This window comes from Streptomyces ruber (assembly GCF_014648075.1).
In the GTDB taxonomy this organism is placed as follows: Bacteria; Actinomycetota; Actinomycetes; order Streptomycetales; family Streptomycetaceae; genus Streptomyces; species Streptomyces ruber.
Map to the genome: position 1 here is coordinate 23,749 of NZ_BMQK01000005.1, position 22,829 is coordinate 46,577.

Annotated in this window: 15 protein-coding genes; 9 read left to right on the plus strand and 6 right to left on the minus strand. The window is 73.1% G+C overall.

The window, feature by feature from the left end:
* Nucleotides 1-20: 20 nt before the first annotated feature.
* Entirely contained in the window at nt 21-1,751 is a 1,731-nt protein-coding gene (ctaD, locus tag IEZ04_RS14105) for an aa3-type cytochrome oxidase subunit I (protein WP_189217185.1), read from the minus strand.
* A 401-nt stretch (nt 1,752-2,152) separates the two neighbouring features.
* Here ctaD and IEZ04_RS14110 point away from each other — a divergent pair, with 401 nt between their 5' ends.
* The gene (locus tag IEZ04_RS14110) at nt 2,153-2,368 is read left to right on the plus strand and encodes an I78 family peptidase inhibitor (protein WP_189217186.1); all 216 of its coding nucleotides are present in this window, start codon (nt 2,153-2,155) and stop codon (nt 2,366-2,368) included.
* 79 nt (nt 2,369-2,447) lie between these two features.
* Here IEZ04_RS14110 and IEZ04_RS14115 read toward each other — a convergent pair whose 3' ends face one another.
* A complete protein-coding gene (locus tag IEZ04_RS14115; protein WP_189217187.1) occupies nt 2,448-3,533 on the minus strand; it encodes a phosphatase PAP2 family protein in 1,086 nt (361 codons plus the stop codon).
* A gap of 252 nt (nt 3,534-3,785) precedes the next feature.
* Nucleotides 3,786-4,982 carry a glycosyltransferase family 39 protein gene (locus IEZ04_RS14120; RefSeq protein WP_229821038.1) on the minus strand — a complete coding sequence of 399 codons (1,197 nt, stop codon included), beginning with the start codon at nt 4,980-4,982 and terminating at the stop codon, nt 3,786-3,788.
* Nucleotides 4,983-5,285: 303 nt separating this feature from the next.
* Between IEZ04_RS14120 and IEZ04_RS14125 the strand changes: the two genes are divergently transcribed.
* Together IEZ04_RS14125 and IEZ04_RS14130 are read left to right on the plus strand one after the other, a co-directional pair.
* Nucleotides 5,286-6,950 carry an MFS transporter gene (locus tag IEZ04_RS14125; protein WP_189217189.1) on the plus strand — a complete coding sequence of 555 codons (1,665 nt, stop codon included), beginning with the start codon at nt 5,286-5,288 and terminating at the stop codon, nt 6,948-6,950.
* Between the two features lie 539 nt (nt 6,951-7,489).
* A complete protein-coding gene (locus tag IEZ04_RS14130; protein ID WP_189217190.1) occupies nt 7,490-8,680 on the plus strand; it encodes an acyl-CoA dehydrogenase family protein in 1,191 nt (396 codons plus the stop codon).
* 11 nt (nt 8,681-8,691) lie between these two features.
* Here IEZ04_RS14130 and IEZ04_RS14135 read toward each other — a convergent pair whose 3' ends face one another.
* Nucleotides 8,692-9,132, minus strand: coding sequence for a cell division protein SepF (locus tag IEZ04_RS14135; RefSeq protein WP_189217191.1), 441 nt, complete (start codon nt 9,130-9,132; stop codon nt 8,692-8,694).
* Between the two features lie 866 nt (nt 9,133-9,998).
* Here IEZ04_RS14135 and IEZ04_RS14140 point away from each other — a divergent pair.
* From IEZ04_RS14140 to IEZ04_RS14165, 6 genes are all read left to right on the plus strand, one after another.
* Complete coding sequence (locus IEZ04_RS14140) at nt 9,999-11,789, plus strand: FAD/NAD(P)-binding protein (protein ID WP_189217192.1); 1,791 nt, start codon at nt 9,999-10,001, stop codon at nt 11,787-11,789.
* 87 nt (nt 11,790-11,876) lie between these two features.
* Nucleotides 11,877-12,911: an LLM class flavin-dependent oxidoreductase gene (locus IEZ04_RS14145; protein ID WP_189217193.1), complete on the plus strand. Its 1,035-nt coding sequence runs from the start codon at nt 11,877-11,879 to the stop codon at nt 12,909-12,911.
* 432 nt (nt 12,912-13,343) lie between these two features.
* The gene (locus IEZ04_RS14150) at nt 13,344-14,249 is read left to right on the plus strand and encodes a S1 family peptidase (protein WP_189217194.1); all 906 of its coding nucleotides are present in this window, start codon (nt 13,344-13,346) and stop codon (nt 14,247-14,249) included.
* A 200-nt stretch (nt 14,250-14,449) separates the two neighbouring features.
* Nucleotides 14,450-15,370, plus strand: coding sequence for a slipin family protein (locus IEZ04_RS14155; protein ID WP_189217195.1), 921 nt, complete (start codon nt 14,450-14,452; stop codon nt 15,368-15,370).
* A gap of 309 nt (nt 15,371-15,679) precedes the next feature.
* On the plus strand, nt 15,680-16,765 hold the full coding sequence (locus IEZ04_RS14160) for a S1 family peptidase (protein ID WP_189217196.1): 1,086 nt from the start codon (nt 15,680-15,682) through the stop codon (nt 16,763-16,765).
* Nucleotides 16,766-17,063: 298 nt separating this feature from the next.
* Nucleotides 17,064-20,678 carry a DNA polymerase III subunit alpha gene (locus IEZ04_RS14165; RefSeq protein ID WP_189217428.1) on the plus strand — a complete coding sequence of 1,205 codons (3,615 nt, stop codon included), beginning with the start codon at nt 17,064-17,066 and terminating at the stop codon, nt 20,676-20,678.
* 441 nt (nt 20,679-21,119) lie between these two features.
* Here the strand turns inward: IEZ04_RS14165 and IEZ04_RS14170 are convergent, their stop codons facing one another.
* Both IEZ04_RS14170 and IEZ04_RS14175 read right to left on the minus strand, forming a co-directional pair.
* Nucleotides 21,120-22,226 carry a lytic polysaccharide monooxygenase auxiliary activity family 9 protein gene (locus IEZ04_RS14170; RefSeq protein WP_189217197.1) on the minus strand — a complete coding sequence of 369 codons (1,107 nt, stop codon included), beginning with the start codon at nt 22,224-22,226 and terminating at the stop codon, nt 21,120-21,122.
* A 261-nt stretch (nt 22,227-22,487) separates the two neighbouring features.
* A complete protein-coding gene (locus IEZ04_RS14175) occupies nt 22,488-22,700 on the minus strand; it encodes a hypothetical protein (protein WP_189217452.1) in 213 nt (70 codons plus the stop codon).
* Nucleotides 22,701-22,829: the final 129 nt, after the last annotated feature.

Below are 22,829 nucleotides of genomic sequence, written 5' to 3' on the forward strand. Positions count from 1 at the left end.
CGAGCGGAGGGCCGGGGCTCTCAGAGCGGCTCGTGGCCGTCCGCCGGCCGCTCCTGGCCCATGTGGATCGGGGTGCTCCGCTCCTGGCCGGACCGGGTCTGCGGCGGTGTGATCGCCGCGAACGCGGGGTGGTGCAGGTCGAACGCCGGGGACTCGGAGCGGATCCGGGGCAGCGTGACGAAGTTGTGCCGCGGCGGCGGGCAGGAGGTCGCCCACTCCAGGGACCGCCCGAAGCCCCAGGGGTCGTCCACCCCGACCTTCGCGCCGTACTTCGCGGTCCGCCACACGTTGTAGAGGAACGGCAGCGTGGACAGGCCGAGCAGGAACGCGCCGGCGGACGAGAGGGTGTTGAGCGCCGTGAAGCCGTCGGCGGCCAGGTAGTCCGCGTACCGCCGGGGCATGCCCTCCGCGCCCAGCCAGTGCTGCACCAGGAACGTGGTGTGGAAGCCGATGAAGAGCGTCCAGAAGTGGATCTTGCCGAGCCGCTCGTCGAGCATCTTGCCGGTGAACTTCGGCCACCAGAAGTAGAAGCCGGCGAAGGTCGCGAAGACCACCGTGCCGAACACCACGTAGTGGAAGTGCGCCACGACGAAGTAGGTGTCCGTGACGTGGAAGTCCAGCGGCGGCGAGGCCAGGATCACCCCGGTCAGCCCGCCGAACAGGAACGTCACCAGGAAGCCGGCCGACCAGAGCATCGGCGTCTCGAAGGACAGCGACCCCTTGATCATCGTGCCGGTCCAGTTGAAGAACTTCACGCCCGTGGGGACGGCGATCAGGAACGTCATGAAGGAGAAGAACGGCAGCAGCACCGCGCCCGTGGCGAACATGTGGTGCGCCCACACCACCATCGACAGCCCGGTGATCGCCATCGTCGCGCCGACCAGAGCCGTGTAGCCGAAGATCGGCTTCCGGCTGAAGACCGGGATGATCTCCGTGACGATGCCGAAGAACGGCAGCGCGATGATGTACACCTCGGGGTGCCCGAAGAACCAGAACAGGTGCTGCCACAGCAGCGGGCCGCCGTTCTCCGGGGCGAACACCACCGCGCCGAACCGCCGGTCCGCCTCCAGCACCAGCAGCGCCGCCGCCAGCACCGGGAACGCCAGCAGCACCAGGATCGACGTGAACAAGGTGTTCCAGACGAAGATCGGCATCCGGAACATCGTCATGCCCGGGGCGCGCATGCCGATGATGGTGGTCAGGAAGTTGACCGAGCCGAGGATCGTGCCGAACCCGGCCAGCGCGAGTCCCATGATCCACATGTCGGCACCGATGCCCGGTGAACGTTCGGGGCCGCTGAGCGGGGTGTAGGAGGTCCAGCCGAAGTCGGCGGGCCCCGACGGCGTCAGCATCGAGCCGAGCACGATCAGGCCGCCGAACAGGAAGAGCCAGTACGACAGCATGTTCAGCCGCGGGAAGGCGACGTCCGGCGAGCCGATCTGCAGCGGCATGAGCTCGTTGGCGAACCCGGCGAACGTGGGCGTCGCGAACAGCAGCAGCATGATCGTGCCGTGCATGGTGAACAACTGGTTGAACTGCTCGTTGTCCATCAGCTGCAGGCCGGGCCGGGCCAGCTCCGCCCGCATCAGCATCGCCATCAGCCCGCCGACGAGGAAGAAGGCGAACGAGGTGATGAGGTAGAGGTGCCCGATCTTCTTGTGGTCCGTCGTCGTCAGCCAGTCGACCACCAGTCTCCCCGGCCGCTTCGCCGGTACCGGTGGCGCCGTCGCCTGTGCGGTGTCCGTGCCCATCGCTCGCCCCTTCGCGTCGCGTCCCGGGCCTGTTCGAGCTCACGCCATGATGCTCGCGTCGCCCGGCGCTCCGACAGGGGGTGTACGGCGGCGGTCCGCGGGGCCACGCAATTCCCGTCCGGTGGGCGGCTCGCGGGCCTCATGGGAATCGGCACGGAAAGCGGTGGGCCGTACGGTGGCCTCCGGCTATTCGCGGGGCTATTCCGGACGGTGCGGTGTGCGGCCGGAATTCATGGAGAACAGGACGGCGGGGAGATGACGGAACCGCCCGTATGTGTGACCCGGATCGGCCGAAACCACATGTCGCGATTCTGTGACACAAGTGTGATCACCCCACGGCGGTGACCCTTCGTGTCGGACCTGGACTTCCGCGGCCGCATCCCGCCGCCTAACGTGGCGTCATGGCACCCAATTTCCCCCCGTCCCCCGAGCCGCAGGACATCCTGGACACCTATGTGGGACTCGACGAAGGGAGCGCGGAACGCCGCGCCCGTGAGCACGGCTGGTCCACCGTCAGGTCGCTGCCACCAGGGGCCATCATCACCATGGAGTACCGCGTGGGCCGGCTCAACTTCGAGGTGCAGGGCGGCCGGGTGACGCGCTGCTGGAAGGGTTAGTACCGGACGACGGCGAAGGCCCGGCTCCAGGGGAGCCGGGCCTTCGCCGGTGTGTACCTGCCGGACCCGTCGCCTCGTGTCAGCCTCCCGTGAGCGGGCGGGACGTGGCCGAGCCGCGCGGTGCTCTGTCCGAGTGCGGCGGGCGGCGGCTGCCGCCCGGAGCGGCCGGCGACCGCTCCGAACGGGCCGGGTGCGGGCCCGGCGGTGCCAGGTGGTGCAGCGGTGGACGGACGGACCGCGGTACGACGGAGCCGTCGCGCGCGACGGCGGGTTCCCCGGCGGCCCCGCGCGGCGCGGGCTCGACCGGGCCCCGGGGCGCCGGTCCCGCCGCGGGCTCGTGCAGCGTGGGCGCGGGCACCGGCGGGGCGGCCGGAGCCTGTGGCGCGGCCGGTGCCGGGGCGGCCGCCGTGCGGCCGCGCACACGGTCGCGCAGCGAGAGGATCCAGGCCTCGGCGCGGGCGATCAGCGGCTCGAACCAGGGCAGCGCGAGCAGGATCAGCAGACCGGCGGCCCAGCCCAGCAGCACGTCGCTCAGCCAGTGCGTACCGATGTAGACCGTGCTGAGGCCGACGCCGAGCGAGATCACGGCGGAGAGGGCGGACAGCCAGCGCCGCGCCCTCGGAGTGGAGGCGAGATAGGCGAGGATGCCCCAGGTCACGACGGCGTTCGCGGTGTGGCCCGAAGGAAATATGTCACCGCCCAGCCACATCTCGTTGGACCCGATCTCGGTCGCGTAGTGCGGTCCGAGGCGGCCCATGCCGTACTTCGCGGCGCCGACCGTGGCGTTCAGCAGCAGCAGGGACACGCCGAGCGCGAGCATCGGGCGCAGGGTGCGCTGCCGCCAGGAGCGCCAGCCCAGCCAGGCCGCCACCATGACGGCGGTGGGTCCGCGCTGCCCCAGGACCACGTAGTAGTCGATGTAAGCGTGGACCTGCGGCCATTGCTGGTACGGCCGGAAGAACATGAGCTGCCAGTCGAGCCGTACCAGCCACGAGGTGATGAGGACGGCCCACACGATGGCGGCGTAGAAACCCAGGGTGGCGAGGAAGAGCGCGACCCGGTGCCGGCTCATCGACGGCACGTCGATATGGGCCGGCCGTTGCGGCTCGCGGTCCAGCCGGGCAAAGACCCGCTCCAGACGGGTCAGCGATCGTTCGGTACGCACGTCAATCGACGTTACAGCGAGTGAGCTCCGATCCGGTCCGTATCACTCGGTTCGTGATGACGATGTGATGTGGGAAACCTCTCAGGCCACGGCCCTTTTTCATGGATTCGCTATTGAGCGGCCGAGTGCGGCCTGCATTTCCGTGGAGTGTCGGACGCCTGCAGTTTCGAATCGCTTTTCAATTCGTTCACCTGGGGATGGCGCTGATTTACCTCGGTGATCACTCGGCGTGCACGGAGCGACGGAGAGCGATCATGGCGGACCCGAGCCGTTCAGCCAGAGCGCCCCGTACACCGCCGACCCCGCCGCGAGCGCCGCGACGACCGGCGCCGACCTGGCGGTACGCAGCCGGGACAGCGCCGTGGCGAGGGGGAGGAGCAGCGGGAAGGCGGGCATCAGCAGGCGCGGTTTCGAGCCGAAATAGCCGGACGCGCACAGGGCGAGCACCGCGACCACGCCCGAGTAGACGAGCAGCGGCAGCGGCTGCCGCCGCCGGACGCCCATGACGTACAGCCAGACGACCAGCGCGACGCCGGCGACCAGAGCCGGGCCGGCGAGCGCCGACGGGAAGGGCAGGGCGAACCGGCCGGCGACGAAACGGGCGAAGGCGAGACCGCCGTCGAAGCCGTTGCCCCAGCCCGCCTGTACGTCCAGGTAGCCGAACGGCCCGCCGCCGGTGCGGTGCCCGACCCACAGCACGTACCCCGCCGCGCCCAGCGGCGCGAGCAGCATGCCGAGGGCGCGCCGCGGCACGGAGGCGCCGCCCGGCCGCCGTCCGCGCGTGCCCCCGCCGTTCCCGGGCGCCCGCCGCTCCCGCACGTACGAGGCGATCGCCGCCGCCCACACCGCCGCGGCCACCGCGACGCCCACCGGGCGGGTCAGCCCGGAGAGCGCGGCCAGCGCGCCCGCGGCGACCCAGCGGCCGGTCAGCACCGCGTACAGGGACCACGCGGCCAGCGCCGTGAACAGCGCCTCGGTGTACGCCATCGACTGCACGACCCCGACCGGCAGCGCGGCCCACAGCAGCACCGCGCACGTCCCCGCCCGTCTCCCGTACAGCCGGTCCGTGACGGCGAAGATCCCGCAGGCGGCGGCGAGCGAGGCCGGGACCGTGACGAGCAGGCCCGCGTCCGCGTACGGCAGCCCGGTCACCGCGGACACGGCCCGCTCCAGCCAGGGCAGCAGCGGGAAGAAGGCGAGGTTCGAGTGCACCTCCCCGTTCGGCAGGCGGACCTCGTACCCGTAGCCGAACTCGGCGACGCGCACGTACCAGAGCGAGTCCCAGCGGGCCGACAGCAGGGCGCGCGCGCTCTCGCCGCGCGCCGCGCTCCACGCGGTGAGGACGGCCAGGCCCAGGACGCGTACGGCGGCGTACCCGAGGAGCGCGGGGGCGGATCTGCGCACCGTGCGCAACAGGGGTGACACCGGACGCAGATCAAGATCGGTCACACGCTCGATTATCGGTGCGGCACGGAACCGGACGGCCGCGCCGGAACGTGATGGACCCTGACGAGTGACCGGAGGGCGACCGGTGGACGACCGGACCGGCCCCTGCCGAATCGGCCCTACCACACCTTTGCTGAAAGTCCCATGAGAGGCCCGCCACTCGACCTTGGCGGGAACTCGCGTACGCTGACGGCTCACTCGCCTTCGTAGCGCGGGTCCGGGACGCCGCTCAGCCCGGGCCGTAGCCGCCGGGAGTCCCCACCCGCGGTCCCGCCGGACGCGAGGGAACATCTGGGAGGTACGTACATGTCCGGGACGAGCACGGCCGCAGCGCGGTGCCGTCGGGAGGCCGGGCCCGGTGCGAGCCGCTGGGTCGTCCTCCTCGTCCTCTGCGTCAGCCTGCTGCTCGTCGCGCTCGACGCGACCGTCCTGCACGTGGCGGTGCCCGCCGTCACCGAGGACCTCAAGCCCGGCGCCATCGAGCTGCTCTGGATGGTCGACGTCTATCCGCTGGTCTGCGCCTCGCTGCTGATCCTCTTCGGCACGCTGGGCGACCGGATCGGCCGCAGACGCGTCCTCCTCCTCGGCTACGGCCTCTTCGGCGTCGCCTCCGGACTCGCGGCCTGCGCGGACGATCCGGGCGTGCTGATAGCGGCCCGCGCCCTGCTCGGGGTCGGCGGCGCGATGATCATGCCCGCGACGCTGTCCATCCTGCGGCAGGTCTTCCCCGACCGGCGCGAACGCGCGCTGGCGATCGGCATCTGGAGCGCCGTGGCCGCGGTCGGCGCGGCCGTCGGCCCGCTGCTCGGCGGGTTCCTGCTGGAGCACTTCTGGTGGGGTTCGGTCTTCCTCATCAACATCCCGCTGATGCTGGTCAGCCTGCCGGTCGGGCGGTGGCTGCTGCCCGAGTCGACCGGCGACCGCGACGGCCCCTGGGACGTGGTGGGCGCGCTCATGGCCGCCGCCGGTCTGTTCGGCCTGGTGCTCGGCGTGAAGCGGCTCGGGGGCGGCGAGTCGCCGCTGGACCCCTGGACCGCGGGGCCGCTCCTCGTGGGCGGAGCGCTGCTGCTGGCCTTCGTCCGGCGGCAGCGGCGGCGTACGCACCCGCTGGTCGACCTGCGGATGTTCCGGCGCCCCGCGTTCAGCACGTCCGTCGGCTGCATCGTGCTGGCGATGCTCGCACTGGTCGGCCTGGAGCTGATCGCGGCCCAGTACCTCCAGCTCGTCCTCGACCTGTCACCGCTCCAGACGGGCCTGCGGCTGCTGCCGCTCACCGTCGCGGCGATGGCGGCGGGACTGGCCGGCTCGCACCTGCTGCAGCGCTTCGGGCCGCGCCGCATGGTGTCGCTGGGCTTCTGCCTGACCGCGGGGGCGGTCGTGCTGCTGACGGCGATGGGCCACGAGGACCGGCCGGTCCTGCTGCTCGCCGGTTTCGTGTTCCTCGGCTTCGGTCTGGAGACGACGCTCTTCGGGGCGTACGAGTCGATGCTGAGCGAGGCGCCCCCGGACCGGGCGGGCGGGGCGGCGGCGATCGGTGAGACGTCGTACCAGCTCGGCGCCGGCATCGGCATCGCCCTGCTGGGCAGCGTCATGAACGCGGCCTACGCACCGGGCCTCAGCTCGGTGCCCGGCGTTCCCGGGCCGGCCACGGCCGCGGCCGGCCACTCGCTGGGCGAGGCGTACGAGGTGGCGGGGCGGCTCGGCGGCACGTCCGGCGAGGCGCTGCGCCGGGCAGCCCAGGACGCCTTCGTGCACGGTCTGCACGTCACGCTGCTGGTCAGCGCGGGTCTGCTGCTGCTCGGCGCGGCGATGGCACTGCGGTTGCCGCGGTTCATGGAGGGCCAGGGCCAGGGCCAGGCGGCCGCCGGCCCGGCCGGGGAGGGCGCGGGGCCGTCCGCGGCCGTCGGCCCGGCCGAACTGCCGGCGCCCCGGGAGGCGACCGCGAAGGTGCGCGCGGAATCCGTGCGTTGAGCCGGGTCGGGGTGCCGTCCCGGATTGGGGTGCCGTCCGGGATCGGGGTTTCGACCGGTTCGGGGTGCCGCCCGGGATCGGGGTTTCGACCGGTTCGGGGTGCCGTCCCGAATTAGGGCGCCGTCCCGGATAGGGGTGCCGCCCGGATCGGTGCGTCGAGCCGGGTCCGGGCCCCGCTCCGGATTGGGGTGCCGCCTTGGATTGGGGTGCCGCCCGGGTTCGGGGTGCCGACCGGATCGGTGCGTCGAGCCGGGTCCGGGCCCCGCTCCGGATTGGGGTGCCGTCCTGGATCGGGGTGCCGACTCGGATCGGTGCGTCGACCGGGCCGGGATGTCGACCGGACCGGTGCGTCGACCGGACCGAGGTGCCGCCCCGGACCGGCGCGTCGGGCCGGGGCGGCCCGTTCACGGTGTGTCCGCTGCCACGGTTCCCGCGGGGCGCGTCCCTGGACGTGCGGGAAGACCGCGTCGTACCGTCGGCGTCGACCCGCTACTAGCGCTGCTAGTTTCCAGTGCGCCCGGAGTGCCCGGAGGCTGCCCATGACCGCGTCCCCGAAGCTGCCGCCCTTCGACCCCGCCGATCCGCTCGGCCTCGACGACCTGCTGGACGCGGAGGACCTCGCGATCCGTGACACCGTGCGCGGCTGGGCGGCGCGGCGGGTGCTGCCCCACGTCGCCGAGTGGTACGAGCGGGGCGAACTGCCCGGCATCAGGGAACTGGCCCGGGAACTCGGCGAGATCGGCGCCCTCGGGATGTCCCTGAGCGGCTACGGCTGCGCGGGCGCCAGTGCCGTGCAGTACGGGCTGGCCTGTCTGGAGCTGGAGGCCGCCGACTCGGGCATCCGCTCGCTCGTCTCCGTGCAGGGCTCCCTCGCCATGTACGCGATCCACCGCTTCGGCAGCGAGGAGCAGCGGAGGGAGTGGCTGCCGCGCATGGCCGCGGGCGAGGTCATCGGCTGCTTCGGGCTGACCGAACCGGACCACGGCTCCGATCCCGCGTCGATGCGGACGTACGCCAGGCGCGACGGCGGGGACTGGGTGCTCACCGGGCGGAAGGCGTGGATCACCAACGGGTCCGTCGCCGGGGTGGCCGTGGTGTGGGCGCGGACCGACGACGGCATCCGCGGATTCGTCGTGCCGACGGACAGCCCCGGGTTCTCCGCCCCCGAGATCAGGCACAAGTGGTCCCTGCGCGCGTCCGTCACGAGTGAGCTGGTCATGGACGACGTACGGCTGCCCGCGGACGCCGTACTGCCGGAGGTCACCGGACTCAAAGGGCCGCTCGGCTGTCTGTCGCACGCGCGCTACGGCATCGTGTGGGGGGCCATGGGAGCGGCCCGGACCTGTTTCGAGGCCGCGGTCGGCTACGCGAAGTCGCGGGAACAGTTCGGCAGGCCCATCGGCGGCTTCCAGCTCACCCAGGCCAAGCTCGCCGACATGGCGGTGGAACTGCACAAGGGGATCCTGCTCGCCCACCATCTGGGGCGGCGGATGGACGCGGGACGGCTCCGTCCCGAACAGGTGAGCTTCGGCAAGCTGAACAACGTCCGCGAGGCGATCGGCATCTGCCGCACCGCCCGTACCGTCCTGGGCGCCAACGGGATCTCCCTGGAGTATCCCGTCATGCGGCACGCCACCAACCTGGAGTCCGTGCTCACCTACGAGGGCACCGTCGAGATGCACCAGCTGGTGCTGGGCAAGGCGCTCACCGGTCTCGACGCCTTCCGGTGACCCGCCCCGCCTCAGCTCTGGTTGAAGAAACCGTCCGAGCCGCGGCTCGCCGCCTGGCCGCTGACGATCTCCGTGTCGGCGGGCGTCAGCAGGAACACCCGGCTGGAGACGCGCTCGATGGAGCCGCGCAGACCGAAGATCAGGCCGGCCGCGAAGTCGACGACGCGCTTGGCGTCGGCGCCCTCCATGTTCGTCAGGTTGATGATGACCGGGACCCCGTCACGGAAGAGCTCGCCGATGTGACGGGCGTCCCGGAAACTGTCCGGGGCGACCGTGCCGATCCGGCGGCCCTTCTCCTGGGCCGATTCGGACGCGACCTTCACCCGCGGGTCGGTGACCCAGGCCTCGCCCTGCTCCTGCTGCCCCTCGGCGTAGTCGTCGTCGTAGTAACGCTCGTCATCGTTGTCGTCGACGAGGCCAAGCCAGGCACTCGCCTTGCGCACCGATCCCATGGACGCCTCCTCTCACAGCGGTCTTTATCTGCTTTCCGCACCCCTATGGTCGTCCATGATGCGGATGGCGCGCCAAGTGGATAGACGCCGCGCGGGGGTTTCGTGACGGTACTGGTGCAGAGCGGATCCGTACAGAGCCCGTGTGCCCCAAGGCCTTTCGCACACACTGCTGCTGACTGTGAGTGAAATAATATTTCTCGCGGCGGACGGGTGACGGGCGGTGCGTCCGGGTGATCGGCGCAGGTCCGCCGTGGTGCGCAGACACCGGATCGGCGTCGGGGTGCGGAGGAGTGTCGTTCACGGGAGGGCCGGGCATTCCGGTGTTGACGGAGGCTCAGAATTCTCCGGCCCCGGTGGAACGGACGGTGCGCGAGGGGAGGGAAAGCGTGTGAAGGCGTGAGCAAATCTCCGGTGCGGTCCACTTGTGCGGTCTGCTCGTGTGTTCCGCTCGGTGTCCGGTACAGGCAGGGGGTCGGCTCAACAGGAGGAGGACCACACGCGACCGAAGTCGATGTGGGAGCGCTTGACCAGCCACTGCTGCGGATGCATGGGCCAAGTTGAACAGGCATCCGGTTCCGCGTCAACCGGCCCGGGATGTACGGCTCACAGTGCGGACGGCCTTGACAGCGCGGGGAAACGTCCCCGTACTCTCGGCGGACGGCCCTGCTGAGGGGCTCGGCCGTACGGCGCCCACCGGGCGCCCCCGTGTGAAGGCGACGACCGCGTCTCAACGTACCGACCGTCGCGCCACGGAGCCTTCGCATGTCCCCCTGCCTTTCCGCCCGCGTCGCCCCCTTCCGCGTCGCTTCCTTCCGTAACGCCGTCTCCCGCGTCGCCCACGCCGCGCCCGTCCGGGAGCGCACCCGATGAGTGCTTCCGCCGCCGGGCGGCCGTCCCTGGTGATCGTGGGGGCCGGGCCGCGCGGTACCGGTCTGCTGGAACGGATCGCCGCCAACGCGCCCGAGCTGTACGCGGACGCCGGACTCGACGTGCACCTCGTGGACCCGCACCCGCCGGGCGCCGGCCGTGTCTGGCGGCGGGCGCAGTCGCCGCTGCTGTGGGCGAACTCCGAGGCGCAGGACATCACCATGTTCACCGACGAGACGGTGGACATGGCCGGACCCGTCCGCCCGGGACCCACCCTGCACGAGTGGGCGGCCGTCGACGGACGCTCCTTCAGCGACCGCCGGCTGCTCGGCTCGTACCTGACCTGGGTGTACGAGCGGACGGTCGCCGCCCTGCCACCGGGCGTCCGCGTCCACCACCACGCCCGGCGCGCCCTGAGCGTGGGCGGACCGCGCGAGGGACGGCAGCAGGTGTGGCTGGAGGGCCGCCCCCGGCCCCTGCTCGCCGACCTCGTGGTGCTCACGCTCGGGCACCTCGACGCCGAACCCGACGACGAGCAGCGGGAACTGGCCGCGTACGCCCGTGAGCACGGCCTCGTCCACCTGCCGCCGGACTTCACCGCCGACAGCGACCTCACCGCCCTGGCGCCGGGCGAGCCCGTCCTCGTCCGAGGCTTCGGGCTCGCCTTCGTGGACCTGATGGTGCTGCTGACCGAGGGCCGCGGCGGCCGGTACCAGGACGACGGACGCGGTGAGCCGGTGTACGTGCCCTCCGGGCGGGAGCCCGTGCTGTACGTCGGGTCCCGGCGCGGCGTGCCGTACCACTCCAAGATCGGTTACGACTGGGAGGGCGAACGGCCGCCCCTGCCCCGGTTCCTCGGACCCGCCGAGATCGACGCCCTGCTCGCCCGCCCGGACGGGTTCGACTTCCGGCGGGACGTGTGGCCGCTGGTCGCCAAGGAGCTCGGGTTCGCGCACTACCACCGGCTGTTCACGGCCCATCCCGAGCGCACCACCGTGCCGTGGGCGGACTTCCAGAAGGGGTACGCGGCCGCCGGCGACGCCGCCGGGGCGGCGGCGCTCGTCGCGGCCGCCGTGCCGGACCCGGCGGACCGGCTCGACCTGGACGCGCTGGACCGCCCGCTGGACGGCGTCCGGTACGGGTCGTACGACGAGGCGCAGCGCGAGCTGCGCGCGTACATAGAGGACGACCTGGCCAGACGGCACAACCCGTTGCGCAGCCAGGACTTCGCCGTCTTCTTCGGGCTGCTGTCCGTGTACGGGCAACTGGTACGGCTCGGGGACGTCGGGCCCTGGTGGCACGGGTTCTTCAGCTGCCTCGCGTCGGGGCCGCCCGCACCCCGGCTGCGCCAGATGCTCGCGCTGTCCCGGGCCGGGGTGCTGCGCTTCCTCGGCGCCGGGACGACGGTCGAGGCGGCCGACGGGGTCTTCCGGGCCCGCAGCGCCAGTGTGCCCGGGGACTTCGTCGAGGCCCGTGCGCTGGTCGAGGCGCGGCTGCCCGGTCCCACGGTCGAACGCACCCGTGACGCGCTGCTGCGCGGCCTGTACGCCGACGGTGCCGCCGCCACCGCCGGGGGACTGCTCGCCGTGGACCCCTCCGACGGACGGGTCCTCGACCGCTCCGGCACCCCGCATCCGCGGCGCTTCGCGCTGGGCCCGCACACCGACGCGCGGGGCTCGGGCGCCTTCACCCGGCCCCGCACCGGCGGCCCGGCGTTCCGGCAGAACGACGCGACGGCGCGGGCCGCGCTCGCCTTCCTCGGCGCGCTGTCCTGTCGTACCGCTGCCTGAGCTCGGCCACTGTCCGGGCCCTGCCCCTGTCCGGTACCTGCCCGTCGTACCGCGCTGCCCCTTACCCCGATGAAAGGTCTCCCTCCCATGACCGCACCGTACGGCCGGGGGCTGCTGCGCCTGGCCGCCGCCGTCGACCAGCGGGCGGCGCACGACGTCGGCGCGTACGCCGAGTCGGCGCGGCTCGCCGAGCGTGGCGCGCTGGACTTCGTGACCCTGCACGACTCCCTCGCCCGCCCCGGTCCGGACGCGCTCGACGTCCTCGCCCGGGTCGCGCCCGCCACCGACCGGATCGGCCTGGTGCCGACCGTGCCCGCCACGCACACCGAGCACTTCCGAGTGCGGGCGGCCGTGGCGGAACTGGACCGGGTGAGCGGGGGACGGGCCGGCTGGCGGATCGACGTGGCGGCATCCGAGGGCGGGACCCGCGCCGCCGGGCGCCGCCGTACGGCCGCGGCGGAGGCGCTCCGGCGGGAGGCCGGTGAGGTCGCCGACGTCGCCGCGCGGCTGTGGGACGAGCCGCTTCCCGTCGACGTCGACGGCGGCGTGTCCGCCGTGGGAGGGCCCGCGATCGTGCCGCGGTCCCCGCAGGGGCACCCCGTCCGTGTCGTCGACGCCACCGACCGGCACGCCCGGCGGGTCGCGGCCCGGTACGCGGACGTCGCGCTCGTCCAGGCCGACGGACCGGAGCGGGCCGGTGCCGTGCGGGACGAACTGCGGTCCGCGGCGGCCGCGTCCGGGCGTGACCCCGGCACGCCGCGCGTCTTCGCGCACCTCGTCGTCGACCTCGGCGGCGGCGAGTACGCGGCCGATCCGGGCCACGGCGGGGGCGGGCCCCGCTGGACCGCGCACGGACCGCTGTACCGGGGCGGCCCGGTCGATTTCGCCGAGCTGATCACCTCCTGGCACCGGGCCGGTGTCGTCGACGGCTTCCACCTGGTGCCCGCCGAGCCGCGCCGTGACCTGGAGCGGCTGGTCAACGGAACGGTGGCGCTGCTCCAGCACCGTGGTCTGTTCCGCACCTTCTACCCGGGCCGCACGCTCCGGGAGCACCTCGGGCTGGCCCGGCCCGCGAAGCGGTACGCGGTGGGGGAGACGGGAGTGACGGGGGCGGCGTCGTGACCTCGCGCGGAACGGAACAGAGGTCTGGGGCGTGAGCACGCGGGGCCCGTGACGACGGGATCGCCGCTCGTCCTGCCCGGCGGCAGCCGGTCGTTCCGGCGGCGTGCGATCCGCGTCGATCCGCGTCGATCCGCCCCGGGCGCGGGCAATCGGCGCCGACCGAAGCAAAGACAACACTCCGTACGCCCCTTGTTCCCTCACGTAATCTTCACATGTGCGTCGACGGGCTCAACGTCCGCTGGTGGCGGGCCGGTTGCCCGCCGCGCGGCCGAAAGGCCCCCTTGCGTCACTCGGTCATGCGGCCGAATACTCCCCCACAGCGCCTTGTCAGGGTCACGGCGTGTTCGTAATCCGGACACGTTTCTTGACTTGCGCCTCACGGGCCCCACCCCACACAAGCGGGCCCCCGACTTCCCCAGGAGGGAACGAACAGTGAGGATCAAGCGCACCACCCCCCGTAGCGGCATCGCGAGACGGACCCGGCTGATCGCCGTGGCCGCCGGTTTCGTGGCCGCGGCTGCCGTCACGGTCCCCACCGCGAGCGCGAGCGACGCGCAGACCTTCAGCACCAACGAGCTCAAGCAGGCCAGCTCCTCCATACTCGAGGCCGACGTGGCGGGTACGGCCTGGGCGGTCGACGAGAAGACCGGCAAGGTCCTCGTCACCGTCGACAGCACCGTCTCCCAGGCGGAGCTCGCGAAGATCCAGAAGGCGGCCGGCGACAAGGCCGGGGCCCTGGAGGTCAAGCGCACTCCGGGCAAGTTCAGCAAGCTGATCCAGGGCGGCGACGCCATCTACTCCGGCAGCGGACGGTGCTCCCTCGGCTTCAACGTCCGCAGCAGCAGCGGGGTCGACTACTTCCTGACCGCCGGTCACTGCACCTCCGGCTCGGGCACCTGGTACGGCAACTCCGCCCGCACCACGGTCCTCGGCCCGGCGGCCGGCACCAGCTTCCCGGGCAACGACTACGGGATCGTCCGGTACAGCAACACGTCCATCGCCAAGCCGGGCACCGCCAACGGTGTCGACATCCGGAGCGCGGCCACCCCGTCGGTGGGCACCACCGTCACCCGCGACGGTTCGACCACGGGCACCCACAGCGGCCGTGTCACCGCCCTCAACGCCACGGTCAACTACGGCAGCGGCCAGATCGTCTCCGGCCTGATCCAGACCACGGTCTGCGCCGAGCCCGGCGACTCCGGCGGCCCGCTGTACAGCACCAGCGGCATCGCCTACGGCCTGACCTCCGGCGGCAGCGGCAACTGCTCCTCCGGCGGCACCACGTTCTTCCAGCCGGTCACCGAGGCCCTGAGCGCCTACGGCGTCAGCCTCACCTGACCGGCCGGCGGTGCCGGACCTCCCGTGTCCCGGCACCCGCGCACCACTGCCACTGGACTGCAGCCAGCAGCAGGCGAGCCCCCGCACGGCACATGCCGCGCGGGGGCTCGCCCTCGTCCGGCGCCGGGACTACGGTCGAAGAGCGTGCGCGACACGCAAGCACTGTCCTCAGACGTCCGCTTCGGGCCGGGGGGGCCGGCATGGTCGAGGATCTGGTGACGGCGGGGGTGACCCTCGCCTGCGTCGGCGCGGTGTACGGGATGGCGGCGGCGCGCGTGGTGAAGCAGTACGAGCGGGGGGTGGTGTTCCGGCTCGGCCGGCTGCGGTCGAAGGTGCGCGGGCCGGGGTTCACGATGATCATTCCCGTGGTCGACCACCTGCACAAGGTCAACATGCAGATCGTGACGCTGCCGATCCCCGCGCAGGAGGGCATCACGCGGGACAACGTCACCGTCCGGGTCGACGCCGTCGTCTACTTCAAAGTGACCTCGCCGGCCGACGCGGTCGTCCGGGTGGAGGACTACCGGTTCGCGGTCTCCCAGATGGCGCAGACCTCGCTGCGGTCCATCATCGGCAAGAGCGAGCTCGACGATCTGCTGTCCAACCGGGAGAAGCTCAACCAGGGGCTGGAGCTGATGATCGACAGCCCGGCCGTGGAGTGGGGCGTCACCATCGACCGGGTGGAGATCAAGGACGTGTCGCTGCCCGAGACCATGAAGCGGTCCATGGCCCGGCAGGCCGAGGCGGACCGCGAACGGCGCGCCCGGGTCATCAACGCCGACGCCGAGCTGCAGGCGTCGAAGAAGCTCGCCGAGGCGGCCCAGCAGATGGAGGAGACCCCCTCGGCGCTCCAGCTCCGGCTGCTGCAGACGGTGGTGGCGGTCGCGGCGGAGAAGAACTCCACGCTGGTCCTGCCGTTCCCGGTGGAACTGCTGCGCTTTTTGGAGAGGTCCCAGTCCGACCCCGGAGCTTCGTCGGCCACTCGGCGGGACCCGGCCGTGAGCTACCCGGCCGTGAGCCCTGAGGTGCCGACCGCCGCGAGCCCGGAGGCGCCGCGGGAGCGGCCTCCGTCTCCGGGCGCATTACCCGACTCCCGGCCGGAACCAGGTGTCGAGGGGTGAGTTCAAGACAGGACTAGACCTCACGCGCTGTCGAAGGAATCATCGCGGCACGTGTTTGCAATGGCTACCGGAAGGTGATGGCACCGGACCGGGGCGGCCTCGGGGGCGTGCGCCCCCGAGGCCCCGGTGACTCGGCGCGCGGCCTGAAGTCGACCTTGTGTGCTCCTGGGGCCCCTAGGAATAGTGGGCGCCGCACAGTTGGCATGGACGCGGCTTTTTTTGTGGTCCGTCGCCTCCGTGCCGAACGCCTTCGGACCGAAGACGCGTCCCCACCCGCCCTTCGGTCAACCCCCCACAGGAGGACGTGAGTTGAAGCACCGACGCATATCCGGGCGGCGTGCCGCCGTGGCGGTCGCGGGCATCACCGCACTGGTCGCCACGGGAGTCACCTTCCAGACTGCGAACGCGAACGAGGCCGGTCCCGCCCCCGAGCCGCGCACCCTCTCCGCGGCAGCGGCCGGAAAGCTCGCCTCGACCCTCGGCCAGGACCTGGGCTCCGACGCCGCGGGAACGTACTACGACACGAAGACCGGGCAACTCGTGGTGAACGTGCTCGACGAGACGGCCGCCGACACCGTCCGGCAGGCCGGCGCCCGGGCGAGAGTCGTGGAGCACTCCCTCGCCGAGCTGGCGAGCGCCCGTACGACGCTGAAGCAGGACGCCACCATCCCCGGCACCTCGTGGGCGACCGACCCGCGGACCAACAAGGTCGTCGTCACCGCGGACCGCACGGTCTCCGGGGCCGACCTCGACCGGCTGGCCGAGGTGGTCGAGGGGCTCGGCGCCAAGGCGGAACTGCGACGCACCGAGGGCGAGTTCAAGACCTTCGCCGCGGGCGGTGACGCCATCACCACCGACGGGGGTGGCCGCTGCTCCCTCGGCTTCAACGTGGACGTGGGCGGCGAGCCGCACTTCCTGACCGCGGGCCACTGCACCGAGACGGCCACCACCTGGGCCGACTCCTCCGGCCAGGACATCGGCGCCAACGTGGACTCCAGCTTCCCCGGGGACGACTACGGCCTGGTGAAGTACACGTCCGACGCCGACCACCCGAGCGAGGTCAACCTCTACGACGGCTCCACGCAGGCCATCACCGGGGCGGGCGAGGCGACCGTCGGGCTGGAGGTGACCCGCAGCGGTTCGACGACGCAGGTCCACGGCGGCACGGTCACCGGCCTGGACGCCACCGTGAACTACGGCAGCGGCGACGTCGTCAACGGGCTCATCGAGACCGACGTCTGCGCCGAGCCCGGGGACAGCGGCGGCTCGCTCTTCTCCGGCGACACCGCCATCGGCCTCACGTCCGGCGGCAGCGGCGACTGCGTCTCCGGCGGTACGACGTTCTTCCAGCCGGTCACCGAGGCGCTCTCGGCCTACGGAGCCACGATCGGCTGAGGCCGGGACCGAGGAAGGACCGGCCCGGCGCCGGTCACCCCCATCGCGGGCGGTGACCGGCGCCGGTCGCGTTGCGGGGCGCCCCGGCCCGCACCGCCGCGTGCGCGGGCCCGTCACCGGGGTCACGGCGAGCCCGGTGGCAGAGCCGGGCCGCCGGGCGTTTCCGCAGGTGGGATGGGTCTGAACGGATGTCGTACGTTCGTTCGACAATGGAGGTATGGTGAGGGTGGGGGTATTGGGAACTAGTGTTCGATAGCGTCGGCAGGGAGCGCGGGCGCGGAGGAGTACGGAGGTGCGTGTGCCGGGTTTCACGCATCTGCACACCGTGTCCGGGTTCTCCCTGCGGCACGGCGCCTCGCACCCGGAGCGGCTCGCCGAGCGTGCCTCCGAGCGGGGCATGGACGCCCTCGCCCTCACCGACCGGGACAGCCTCGCCGGAGCGGTGCGGTTCGCGAAGGCCTGCGCCCGGGCCGGCGTGCGGCCGCTGTTCGGGGTGGAACTCGCGGTGGAGGAGGCGCCGGCGGAGGAGCGCGGCACCGGAGGAGGGCGGAGGCCCGCGGGGGAGAGGCGCCGGACGCCCGTCCGGGGCGGCGCCTTCGTCGACGAGTCGGCACCCCGGGTGACCTTCCTCGCCCGGGACGGCGCGCAGGGGTGGGCCGAGCTGTGCCGCCTCGTCTCGGCGGCGCACGCGGGCGGCGGCGAGGGTCCGCCGGTGCTGCCCTGGCGGCAACGCGCCGCGGAGGGCCTGACCGTCCTGCTCGGCCCCGGCTCCGACGTGGGCCGCGCGCTCGCCGCGGGCCGCCCCGACCGCGCCGCACGGCTCCTCGTGCCCTGGCGGGAGGCGTACGGCGACGCCCTGCGCCTCGAAGCCGTGTGGCACGGCCGTACGGGCACCGGGCCCGGCTCGCTGCGGCTGGCCGCCCGTACCGTCGGCTTCGCCGCCGAGCAGCGGGTCCGGCCGGTGCTCGCCAACGCCGTCCGCTACGCCGACCCCGGCATGGGCCCGGTCGCCGACGTCCTGGACGCCGCCCGCCGCCTCGTGCCCGTCGACGCGAGCCGCGAACTCGACTCCGGTGAGGCCTGGCTCAAGGACGCGGACACGATGCTCGCCGTCGCCGAGCGGATCGTCGAGGCCGCCGGGTTCCGCCGCGAGACCGCGTACCGGCTCCTCGAACAGACGCAGGCCACGGCCGCCGAGTGCCTGGTCGACCCGGAGGACGACCTCGGCATCGGCAGCGTGCACTTCCCCGAGCCGCATCTCGTCGGCGCGGGCGGGCGCACCGCGCAGCGCGTCCTCGCCTCCCGCGCCGCGGCGGGCATGGTGCTGCGCGGCTACGACGGGCGCCGCGACTACTGGGAGCGGATGCACGACGAACTGGACGTCATCGCCCACCACGGCTTCGCCTCCTACTTCCTCACCGTCGCCCAGGTGGTCGACGACATCCGGGGCATGGGCATCCGGGTGGCCGCCCGCGGCTCGGGCGCGGGTTCCCTGGTCAACCACCTGCTCGGCATCGCGCACGCCGACCCCGTCGCGCACGGGCTGCTGATGGAGCGCTTCCTGTCCAAGCGGCGCCCGGTGCTGCCCGACATCGACATCGACGTGGAGTCCGCGCGCCGCCTCGACGTCTACCGCGCGATCATCGACCGCTTCGGCACCGAACGGGTCGCGACCGTGTCGATGCCGGAGACGTACCGCGTCCGGCACGCCGTCCGCGACGTCGGCGCCGCCCTCGGCATGGACCCGGCCGAGATCGACCACATCGCCAAGTCCTTCCCGCACATCCGGGCCCGTGACGCGCGCGCGGCGCTGGAGGAGCTGCCGGAGCTGAAGAAGCTGGCGGGAGACGCGGCGGGCGGGGAGAAGTACGGCCGGATGTGGGACCTGGTCGAGGCGCTCGACGCCCTCCCGCGCGGCATCGCCATGCACCCGTGCGGGGTGCTGCTCTCCGACTCCTCCCTGCTCGCCCGTACGCCGGTGGTGCCGAGCGGCGGCGAGGGGTTCCCCATGTCCCAGTTCGACAAGGAGGACGTGGAGGAGCTCGGGCTGCTCAAACTGGATGTGCTGGGCGTGCGGATGCAGTCCGCGATGGCGCACGCGGTGGACGAGGTCGAACGGGCCACGGGCGCCCGGCCCGACCTGGACGCCCTCGACATCGACGCGGGCGACGAGAAGACGTACGGGCTCATCCGCTCCGCCGAGACGCTGGGCTGCTTCCAGATCGAGTCGCCGGGCCAGCGGGACCTGGTCGGGCGGCTCCAGCCGTCGACCTTCCACGACCTGGTGGTCGACATCTCCCTCTTCCGGCCCGGCCCGGTCGCCGCCGACATGGTGCGGCCGTTCATCGAGGCCCGGCACGGCCGGGCGCCGGCCCGCTACCCGCACCCGGACCTGGAGGAACACCTCAAGGACACGTACGGGGTGGTGGTCTTCCACGAGCAGATCATCCACATCGTGGACGTGATGACCGGCTGCGGGCGGGGCGAGGCGGACCGGGTGCGGCGCGGGCTGTCGGACCCGGAGGCGCAGGGGCGGATCCGGGTGTGGTTCGCGGGGGCCGCGGCCGCCCGGGGGTACGACGCGGAGACGATCGCCCGGACCTGGGAGATCGTCGAGGCGTTCGGCAGCTACGGCTTCTGCAAGGCGCACGCGGTGGCCTTCGCGGTGCCGACGTACCAGTCGGCGTGGCTGAAGGCCCACCATCCGGCCGCCTTCTACGCGGGGCTGCTCACCCACGATCCCGGGATGTACCCGAAGCGGCTGCTGCTGGCGGACGCGCGGCGGCGCGGGGTGCCGATCCTGCCGCTGGACGTGAACCGGTCGGGAGTCACGCACCGTATCGAACTGGTGTCTGACTCGGAATCGGGTGGACCGGAGAAGTGGGGCGTCCGGCTGGCCCTCTCCGACGTGCACGGCATCAACGAGGCCGAGGCGGCGCGGATCGCGGACGGACAGCCGTACGTCTCGCTGGTCGACTTCTGGGAACGGGCCCGCCCGAGCAGACCGCTGGCCGGACGGCTGGCCCAGGTCGGCGCGCTGGACTCCTTCGGCGCCAACCGGCGCGACCTGCAACTGCACCTGACCGAACTGCACCGGGGCGCACGGGGCGGCGGCCTCGGCGCGGGCGGTGACCAGCTGCCCCTCGCCGGAGGACGGCGCACCGCGTCCGCCGGACTGCCGGACCTCAGCTCGGCCGAGCGGCTCAGCGCCGAGCTGGGCGTGCTCTCCATGGACGCCTCGCACAACCTGATGGACGACTACAAGGAGTTCCTCGACGAGCTCGGCGTGCTGTCCGCGCGGCGGCTGCGCGAGGCGCGGAACGGGGAGACGGTCCTGGTCGCGGGCGCCAAGGCGGCGACCCAGACCCCGCCGCTCCGCTCCGGCAAGCGCGTCATCTTCACCACCCTGGACGACGGCACGGGCCTGGTCGACCTCGCCTTCTTCGAGGACTCCCACGCCGCCTGCGCCCACACCGTCTTCCACTCCTGGCTGCTGCTGGTGCGCGGGGTGGTGCAGCGGCGGGCACCGCGCAGCTTCAGCGTGGTGGGGGCGGTCGCCTGGAACCTCGCGGAACTCGTCGAACTGCGCCGCACCGGCGGGGTGGAGGCGGTCGCGGCCCGGCTGGCCCAGGGCGCGCGCGGGGCGGACGCCCCGGAGGGAGCGGCGGAACGGGCCCCGGAGGGCGGCACCGGGGACGGCGCGCGCCGGGCCCGGCTCGCCGGTTCGCACGGCCTGCCCGCGCCGACCGGCTCCGCGGCGCAGGACCCGATGGAGGAGGCGGTCCGCTCCCGCAGCATCCGCATGTCCACCGGCTACGAGATGCATCCGTGGGCGGACCTGAAGCCCGCGGGCGAGGAGCCCGGGACGGCGATGCGGAAGCTGTGGCACCGGAGCCCGGGGAGCGCGGGATGACTGTGTCCCCGGGGCCTTGCGCCCAGGCCAGGGCCCAGGCCCGGGCCCGGGCCCCAGGCCTGCAGCCGGGGCCTGGGGGTGGGGGTGGAGTTCGGGGTTTTGAGTCCGGAGCTGGGGTCTGGGGGGCGGGTGCGATGCCTGTGGTCCTGGGCCCGGAGCCTTGGGTCCGGAGCCTGGGCCTGGGGCGGGGGTCCGGAGCCCGGAACCTTGAGTCCGGAGCTGGGGCCTGCGGGTCGGGGGTGAAGCCCGGGGCCCTGAGTCCGAAGTCGGGCCCTGAACCCTGTGCCCGGCCCGGCGCCCGAGGCCCGGGGACCCCGGGTTCCGGTCCTCGATGCGGCACGGCCTCCGTGCGGCGATGGGTCCCGGTGCGGCGACGGGCGGGGGCCGTCCGGCCTGAGCCGCCGGGCGGCCCCCGGGCGTGACGCCGTCACGCGGCCGGCGTCAGCGGCTGTGGCGGCCGCCGCCGGTCGCCGTGCGTCGGCGGGCCGTGGCGAACAGGAGCGAGGAACCGGCCGCCAGGACGGCCGCGCCGCCGACGGCCACGTACGGGGTCATGCTGTCGCCGCCGGTCTCGGCCAGGTTCTCCGAGGCGCCCGCGGGCTGGACGTCGTTGCCGGAACCGGCGCCGGAGTCCGTCCCGGCCTCATCTGCCCCGGACCCGGCGCCGGAGTCCGTGTCGGAGAGGGCGTGCGCGGACTCCCCGTCCGCCGCCTCGCCGCTGTCCCCACCCTCGTGCGCGCCCTCGTGCGCCGCGGTCGGGTCCGTCGTCGTCTCGGGGTCGTCGTCCCCGTGGCCGCCGTGCTCGACGGTCGACTTGTCGTTGCCGTCCTCGATCTGCGCCTCGCTCGGGGCGGACGCGGACGGCGCGGGAGCCACGTTGTCCGCCGTGTCCGCCGCCCCGCTGCCGGTGGCGCCGCCGAAGGTCACGTCGGAGCAGGAGTAGAAGGCCTCGGGGCTGTCCGAGCGCTGCCACACCGCGTACAGGAGGTGCTTGCCGGAGCGCTGCGGGAGCGTGCCGGAGAACGTGTAGAAGCCGTCCACCGCGGCCGGGTCGGTGGCCGTCGCCACCGGGTTCGCCAGATCCAGGTCGTCCCAGGCGAGCGGCTGGGCCGGGTCGTACCCGTCCTTGGTCAGGTACACCTGGAAGGTGCCCTTGTGCGGGGCGGTGACCCGGTACCTGAACGTGTACGAGCCGCTGCTCACGCTCGTCGCCGGCCAGTCGGCGCGGGCAAGGTCGAGCCCCTCGAACGCCGCGTCGCCCGCGCTGCACAGCTTCCCGTCCGGGATGCGCTCCTGGTGGCGGCCGCCGACGTCGCCGATCCGCACGCCGTTCCAGTCGTACAGGGCCTGGGTGCCGCCGGCCGCGACCGCGGCCCTGCACGCGTCCGACCGCGGGTTCTCGGGGCCCTCCGCGAAACACTGCGAGACCCTGCTGACCGGGTCACCCATCGAACCGTGCGCGGACGCGGGCGCGGCGGCCAGCGCGCCGAGGGCGAGCGGGGTCAGGCCGACGGCGGCGACGGTGACGGCCTTGCGGCGTGCGGACATGCGAATCTCCTCGAAACGGTGCGGAACGGAAACGGTCCGGTGGGCCGGCGGAACCATGGGCGATGCGCCCCGCGCGGTGCCGCACAGGGCGGTGACGCGCGGGGCGGATCCCGTGGGGGGGATGTTCCGAAGCTAGCCCCGCCGGACCGCGGGATCGCCTGTTCGAGGCGGCTGGAGGAGATCCTTATGGCGGCGTTAAGGAAGCGATCAGGCTGCCCTCAGGTAGGTGTCGCTGTGTGCACGCTCGTGTACGCGGCAGGCTCAGCCGTCCGGCCACCAGGTCCGCGCGATGTCCTCGCGCACCTCCGGCCGCCCGGCCGGCCGCTCGTCGGCCTCGTCCCGCACCCGGCGGGAATCCGGCCGCTCGTCGGCCTCGTCCCGCACCCGGCGGGAATCCGGCCGCTCGTCGGCCTCGTCCCGCACCCGGCGGGAATCCGGCCGCCTCAGGGGCTTCTGCACGGTGCTGCGGCGCATGACTGCCTCCTCGTGGCCCACCCGGGTCCCGCGTTCCGGCAGGCCTTGTCCGGGCGAGGCCTTTCCGGGAGGCTTCCCCATCGCCCGGGGCCTGTCAGTGGCGGGTGTCACCCTCTGGCCGTCAGTGGC

Coding starts and splice junctions, on each gene's coding strand:
- ctaD (WP_189217185.1), bottom strand. CDS start 1,751: ATGGGCACGGACACCGCACAGGCGACGGCGCCACCGGTACCGGCGAAG.
- IEZ04_RS14110 (WP_189217186.1), top strand. CDS start 2,153: ATGGCACCCAATTTCCCCCCGTCCCCCGAGCCGCAGGACATCCTGGAC.
- IEZ04_RS14125 (WP_189217189.1), top strand. CDS start 5,286: ATGTCCGGGACGAGCACGGCCGCAGCGCGGTGCCGTCGGGAGGCCGGG.
- IEZ04_RS14130 (WP_189217190.1), top strand. CDS start 7,490: ATGACCGCGTCCCCGAAGCTGCCGCCCTTCGACCCCGCCGATCCGCTC.
- IEZ04_RS14135 (WP_189217191.1), bottom strand. CDS start 9,132: ATGGGATCGGTGCGCAAGGCGAGTGCCTGGCTTGGCCTCGTCGACGAC.
- IEZ04_RS14140 (WP_189217192.1), top strand. CDS start 9,999: ATGAGTGCTTCCGCCGCCGGGCGGCCGTCCCTGGTGATCGTGGGGGCC.
- IEZ04_RS14145 (WP_189217193.1), top strand. CDS start 11,877: ATGACCGCACCGTACGGCCGGGGGCTGCTGCGCCTGGCCGCCGCCGTC.
- IEZ04_RS14155 (WP_189217195.1), top strand. CDS start 14,450: ATGGTCGAGGATCTGGTGACGGCGGGGGTGACCCTCGCCTGCGTCGGC.
- IEZ04_RS14170 (WP_189217197.1), bottom strand. CDS start 22,226: ATGTCCGCACGCCGCAAGGCCGTCACCGTCGCCGCCGTCGGCCTGACC.
- IEZ04_RS14175 (WP_189217452.1), bottom strand. CDS start 22,700: ATGCGCCGCAGCACCGTGCAGAAGCCCCTGAGGCGGCCGGATTCCCGC.